The organism is Nocardia sp. NPDC058497, assembly GCF_042720195.1.
Classification (GTDB): domain Bacteria; phylum Actinomycetota; class Actinomycetes; order Mycobacteriales; family Mycobacteriaceae; genus Nocardia.
Window position 1 is genome coordinate 1 of sequence record NZ_JBHXMY010000567.1, and the last position, 3,726, is coordinate 3,726.

The following is a 3,726-nucleotide window of genomic DNA, read 5'->3' on the forward strand; positions in this document are numbered from 1 at the left end:
ATCATGAGCGGGGCGATGTGTCTGCTCCTCTACAGTCTGGTTGTCCTGGTTCTCGCGCCACCGGTGCTGATCCGTTCCACTGGTAGTGGCCGGAATCCTCGCCTCGGTGTGATCGCTTGGCTCAGTGCGATCGGGTCAGTGCTGGTGTCGTGGGTCGCCGCGGTGACGTTCGTTGCCGTTGATATCGGTCGTGACCTGCTCGCCGAACAGCATCTGAGTGTGAGCCGGTGCTTCACCCAGTTGCACGACGCCGCGATCGGCGCCTATGGAACGGCGCTTCAGATCGGGCTGCTGGTGTTGGTTGCCTTCGGCGTCGTCTCCGGTGGCGTGCTGATCTCGCGGTTGGGCAGCGCGTTGGTTCGGGCTCGGTCGGTCACACATAGCCATGCTCGCGCGGCGAGGATCATCGGACGACCGCATACGCGCCACGACGCTGTTGTCATCGATCACCCCGAACCCGCGGCCTATTCGGTTGCCGGGAACCCGCATACCATCGTCCTCACCCAGGGCATTGTGGCTGCGCTCGACGATGAACACCTAGAGGCCGTCATGGCCCACGAACGCGCGCACCTGACCGGTAGACATCACGTCGTTCTCGCGGCGACCCGTGCACTGGCAGCGGTATTGCCGCGCGTCGATCTCTTCGTGACCGGCGCCGCACAGGTCGCCCGGCTGGTCGAGATGTCGGCCGACGACGCCGCCGCATCGCTACACGGACCGAAGATCGTTCGAGAGGCGTTGCTGGCACTGGCCGAGAACCGCACTCCGGCCTCGCTCGGTGCGACCGAAGTCGGGCTCGCCGACCGCGTGTGCCGGTTGTCGGTGCCTTATCCTGCTGCCCGTCCGGTGGCTGCCACCGTCTCGACACTGACCACCGCTGCGGTTCTCGCCGGGCCGATGGCCGCCACGCTCGCGGCGGCCGTCGGGCTCGGAGTATGCACGCTCTAGAGCTCGCCCGCACTCCCATCGGGCTCGGCGCCCGACTCCGTTCTCGGTGGTCTCGACTCGGTAGCTGCCGCGGTTCACTGCCGGGCCGCCGGCGAACCCACCGGATTCCTTCGGCGATCGTCGCCGACGGTGGGGCTGGTGCGCGACGGGTTGGGCTGCTGTGCGGCGGTGCGTAGAGAAGCCGCCCGTTCCTCGAGCCGTTGGCGGCTCGCGGGAAGCCGGTGGCGGCCGCCCCGATGTCCCGATGCGTCTGCGGTGTCGTCGGCGCGTGCCAGGCGTAGCAGCGCAGCGGCCGCGACGCCACCGATCGCGGTGAGCCCTGCCCAGACCGCCCCATCGATTCCGGCGTCGCGCGCCGCGCCGACAACCGCACCGGTGGCGAGGTTGCCGACGAGGATGCCGACGCCGACGACGGTGTTGTAGAACCCGTAGTGCGTGGCGACGAGGCGATCACCGGACAGCGAGACCACGGTGTCCATCTCGAACGGGAACACCGCGGCTGTCCCGATCGCCAGCAGGGTGGTCGTGATCAGCAAGGCGGCGACGGCTGCGATCGTCCCGAACGGACTCGGACCAGACACCACGATCAACGGGACGAACGACGCCGCGAGGACGGTCATTCCGGCGACCAGGCTCCGGCCAGGGCCCCATCTGGCTCGCAGCCAGGCGGTGATGCGCAGCTGGCCTGCGACGGCGACCACACCGGATACGACGAACAACGCTGAGACCAGGATCTGAGACTGCGCACCGGCGATGAACTCCGCCTGCAGGGGCAGCGCCAGGTAGATCTGGAACGACAGCACGTAGGAGCCGATCATGGCCACCGAGAACGCCAGGAACCGGCGATTGGACACGACGGTGCGCCAGTCGTCGAGGACCGACGTCTTTGCTGGTGAAGTCTCGGCCCGGCGAGCGGGTAGCGCGAACAGCTGGGCGATGGTCAGCGCGGCGAACACGATCGCGGCGACGCCCGCGGTGAGCCGGAAATCGACCGTCATCAATGCCAGTCCCACCAGCGGCCCCGCGAGGATGCCCGCTTGGTAGAACATGTTGAACACGGCGAAGGCCTCGACCCGGCGTTCACCGGCGTCGGCGGCCAGATACGCGCGCACCGCCGGGTTGAACAACGCCCCGGCGAAGCCGGTCGCTGCCGAGGCGATCAGCAGACCCGGTAGCGAATCCGCGACCACCAGCAGCGCGAAGCCGCCGGTGCGCAGCAGGCAGCCCGCGACGATGAGTGGTTTGTAGCCGAGTCGATCGGCGAGTGTGCCGCCGATCAAGAACATGCCCTGCTGGGAGAAGTTGCGCACGCCCAACACCAGTCCGACCGCCCATGCGGCCAGCCCGAGCGGCCCGGCCAGGTATCCGGCCAGATACGGCATCAGCATGTAGAAGCCCAGGTTGATGCCGAACTGGTTGACCATCAACAGCTGAGCAGGCCGGTCGAAGCCGGCGAATTTGGTGAACACTGTCACGATGCGAGCGCCTCCTTCGACGGCTTCCATACTGTCGTGCAGCGAGTCCAGCGCCGCACGACTCGTTCGGTGGGATGGCTGATCGTGTCGGGTTCGATCGGCGGCGTAGCGTCGAGCAGCCCGTGTTCGGTGCAGTATGTGTCGTTGTAGACGGTGTCGAAGTAGCGGTGCGGTCCGTCGGGGAAGACGGCCGCGATACGGGTGCCCGCGTCGGTGACCCGTGCGACCCAGCCCGCGACCAGTGCGACCGCGCCGACGCTCCACCCACCGGTGGCGTGGTGTGTCGCGGCCAGGGTCCGGCAGGCCCACACCGATTCCGCGGGTGCCACCCAGTGCACCTCGTCGAAGGCCGCGTAATCGACGTTGGCAGGGAAGATGCTCGAACCCAACCCGCGCATCAAGCGTGGTCCGGCAGGCTGGCCGAAGATAGTCGACGAGATGGTGTCGACGCCGATGAGCTTCATCGCCGGATTGAACCGCCGCAGCACTCGCGCTACTCCCGCGGAGTGACCGCCGGTACCGACCGCGCACACCAGCACGTCGACACTGCCGAGCTGTTCGATCAGCTCCAGCGCCAGCGATTCGTAGCCATCGATATTGTCGGGGTTGCTGTACTGGTCTGGGCACCACGCGTCCGGTTCCCGAGCCAGCAACTGCGTCACGCGGTCGCAACGAGCCTGCTGCCAGCCCCCGCTCTGATGCGGCTCGGCCACGAGATCGACCTGAGCGCCGTAGGCCGCCAGCATCGTGGCCACGATCGGTTCCAATCCAGGATCGGTCACGACGGTCACCGGATGGTGGTACACCATTCCCGCCAGGGCGAGACCGAGCCCGAGGGTGCCGCTGGTCGACTCGACGATGCGGGCACCGGGACGCAGCTCCCCGCGCTCCAGGGCGCGTCGCACCATATGCAGAGCGGGACGGTCTTTCATTCCGCCGGGGTTGAATCCCTCGAGCTTGGCCCAGAATCCGCGCCCGGCGCCGGCCAATGGCTCCCCGATCCACAGCACGGGCGTGTTACCGACCAGCTCGTGTGGGGCGTGCGCGGCATCGGGCGCACCCAGCGGGTGAGGGGAGTGGTCGAGCTTCTTGGTGAGCATGACCTTGTTCACGGTGGTCTCTTTCTGCACAATCGGCCGCGATCAGCGGCGCGCCACGACGATGGACAGCGGTCCCCGGCCGACTCGTGCGGTCGGCCTGGCGCTGACCGATCAGCGTCGGGCGATGCAGTGCAGAGAAAGGATCGTGCGCCCGTGTGGCGACCGCGGGCGTCCCGGCGGGGGGCGCGCACCACAACACCCCC

At 67.8% G+C, this 3,726-nt stretch carries 3 protein-coding genes; 1 reads left to right on the forward strand and 2 read right to left on the reverse strand.

Annotation, left to right across the window (positions count from 1 at the left end; genetic code table 11):
• Positions 1–162 precede the first annotated feature (162 nt).
• Positions 163–948 (forward strand): M56 family metallopeptidase, encoded by a 786-nt coding sequence (locus tag ACFWPJ_RS27305; protein WP_378855526.1) that lies wholly within the window; start codon positions 163–165, stop codon positions 946–948.
• A gap of 74 nt (positions 949–1,022) precedes the next feature.
• Here ACFWPJ_RS27305 and ACFWPJ_RS27310 read toward each other — a convergent pair whose 3' ends face one another.
• Together ACFWPJ_RS27310 and ACFWPJ_RS27315 are read right to left on the reverse strand one after the other, a co-directional pair.
• The gene (locus ACFWPJ_RS27310) at positions 1,023–2,423 is read right to left on the reverse strand and encodes an MDR family MFS transporter (RefSeq protein ID WP_378855528.1); all 1,401 of its coding nucleotides are present in this window, start codon (positions 2,421–2,423) and stop codon (positions 1,023–1,025) included.
• Positions 2,420–3,523: a PLP-dependent cysteine synthase family protein gene (locus ACFWPJ_RS27315; RefSeq protein ID WP_378855530.1), complete on the reverse strand. Its 1,104-nt coding sequence runs from the start codon at positions 3,521–3,523 to the stop codon at positions 2,420–2,422. The genes ACFWPJ_RS27310 and ACFWPJ_RS27315 overlap by 4 nt, the downstream gene beginning before the upstream one ends.
• Positions 3,524–3,726: the final 203 nt, after the last annotated feature.

Excerpts from the sequence above, each read along its gene's own strand:
- ACFWPJ_RS27315 (WP_378855530.1), bottom strand. The coding sequence starts at position 3,523 with ATGCTCACCAAGAAGCTCGACCACTCCCCTCACCCGCTGGGTGCGCCC.